This window comes from Microcystis sp. LE19-84.1B (assembly GCF_027531875.1).
In the GTDB taxonomy this organism is placed as follows: domain Bacteria; phylum Cyanobacteriota; class Cyanobacteriia; order Cyanobacteriales; family Microcystaceae; genus Microcystis; species Microcystis panniformis.
In genome coordinates this window covers 1-1,923 of sequence record NZ_JAPZSR010000074.1, presented here as the reverse complement: position 1 = coordinate 1,923, position 1,923 = coordinate 1, and the positions used below count along the sequence as shown (strand labels likewise).

General features: G+C 43.0%; 2 protein-coding genes and 1 pseudogene. 2 read left to right on the top strand and 1 reads right to left on the bottom strand.

The features are described from left to right. Positions 1 to 225: 225 nt before the first annotated feature. Positions 226 to 978, top strand: coding sequence for an ABC transporter ATP-binding protein (locus tag O9324_RS04195; RefSeq protein ID WP_002767074.1), 753 nt, complete (start codon positions 226 to 228; stop codon positions 976 to 978). Here the strand turns inward: O9324_RS04195 and hisH are convergent. Next, a complete protein-coding gene (gene hisH / locus O9324_RS04190) occupies positions 967 to 1,605 on the bottom strand; it encodes an imidazole glycerol phosphate synthase subunit HisH (RefSeq protein WP_288139546.1) in 639 nt (212 codons plus the stop codon). The genes O9324_RS04195 and hisH overlap by 12 nt on opposite strands. Positions 1,606 to 1,782: 177 nt before the next feature. On the opposite strand from hisH, the pseudogene O9324_RS04185 reads away from it, so the two are divergent. Beyond that, a pseudogene (locus tag O9324_RS04185) lies at positions 1,783 to 1,923 on the top strand (IS4 family transposase); the annotation flags it as partial.

Genomic DNA, 1,923 nt, shown 5'->3' with positions numbered 1-1,923 from the left:
GTTATCAGTTATCAGTTATCAGTTATCAGTTATCAGTTATCAGTTATCAGTTATCAGTTATCAGTTATCAGTTATCAGTTATCAGTTATCAGTTATCAGTTATCAGTTATCAGTTATCAGTTATCAGTTATCAGTTCATCGATTACTGTTCACTGTTTACTGTTAACTGAAAACATTTCCCACTTCATAATTCATAATTCATAATTCATAATTCATAATTCATATATGTTACTTTCTGCCAAAGGATTATCGAAAAGTTTTGGGGGCATTCGCGCCGTCAATAATGCTTATTTGGATGTGCCGCAGGGCAGCATCACCGGGTTAATCGGACCAAATGGAGCCGGCAAAACCACACTTTTTAACCTTTTATCTAATTTTATTCGCCCAGATAAAGGGGAAGTTTTTCTTGATGGTCAGCCGATTCATCAGCTGCCTCCCTATCAAATTGCCCTGAAAGGATGTGTGAGAACTTTTCAAGTCGCCAGGGTATTATCCCGATTAACGGTGTTAGAAAATATGCTCTTAGCTAGTCCGGGACAAACGGGAGAAAATTTTCTCAACGTCTGGTTTCAGGGGGCAAAAATTCGCCAACAGGAACAGGAAAATCGTGCCAAAGCTTTGGAGATATTAGATTCGATCGGTCTAGGGGAAAAAGCGCACGATTATGCGGGAGCTTTATCGGGAGGACAGCGCAAATTATTAGAGATTGGCCGAGCGCTAATGACCGAGCCAAAATTAATTTTATTAGATGAACCAGCCGCCGGAGTTAATCCCACTTTAATCGCTCAAATCAGCGACCATATTATCGAGTGGAATCGTCAGGGAATTACCTTTTTGATTATCGAGCATAATATGGATGTGATTATGTCCCTTTGTCACCACGTTTGGGTATTAGCAGAAGGGACAAATTTAGCCGATGGCATTCCCAGCGAAATCCAAAAAAATGAGCGGGTTTTAAAGGCTTATTTAGGAGACTAAAGCTAATTTTTGCACCTGTTGAACAAAGTTAGCCAGAATTTTTAAGCCATTAGTCGAGGATTTTTCCGGGTGAAACTGCACCGCCACCAAACGATCACGAGCGATCGCTGCTGTCACCGTTTGACTGCCGTGGGTGACGGTGGCGGCAGTTAGATGACTATCAAGGGGATCGACATAATAGGAATGGACAAAATAGACGTGAGGATGCGGGGGTAATCCCTGCCAAAGAGCATGATCCGGCTGGGTGAAGTCTAATTGATTCCAACCCATGTGGGGAATGGTAATGCCCGGTTCTGAGCGAAAACGGCGCACTGTCCCCGGAATAATCCCTAAACCCGCCTCTTGTCCTTCCTCTGATGAGTCAAAGAGAATTTGTAAACCGAGACAGATACCGAGGAAGGGTTTACCATTAGCGATCGCAACTTTGATCGGTTTTTCGAGATGACGGCTGCGAATTTGCCGGACAGCAGGATCAAAAGAACCGACTCCGGGTAAGACAATAGCGTCAGCTTTTTCGAGATCGAGGGGAGAATCGGTAATTTTCGGCACTGCACCCACGGTTTCCAGTCCTTTACAGGCAGAGTGCAGATTTCCCATGTCATAATCGATGACAGCGATTAAGGTCATTGCTATATACTGATCAGGCGATGACCTTATTTTAGAGCAATCACGCTGTTATACCATTTTTCTTTATTCGTGTCCCTCATCCCCTTGCCCCCCCGACGTCCTATCCATTAGTCAGAGCTTTCTTAACAAAAAGAGAAGAAACTTAAAAAAAGGGGAAACGATTGATAGGTATAGTTTTTTTGGAATTCCCCCTATTTTCACCCCTCAGATCTAATTGCCGCCCAGGCCAAAAGTACAGTAGAAAGAATCAAAGAACATCCAATAGTTTTGGCAGTTCAAGACACAACAAGTTTAGACTTGACAACGCAAAAAGCCAAA

Bases quoted from the DNA above. Each gene is read 5' to 3' on its own strand.
- hisH (WP_288139546.1), bottom strand. From the start codon at position 1,605: ATGACCTTAATCGCTGTCATCGATTATGACATGGGAAATCTGCACTCT.
- O9324_RS04195 (WP_002767074.1), top strand. From the start codon at position 226: ATGTTACTTTCTGCCAAAGGATTATCGAAAAGTTTTGGGGGCATTCGC.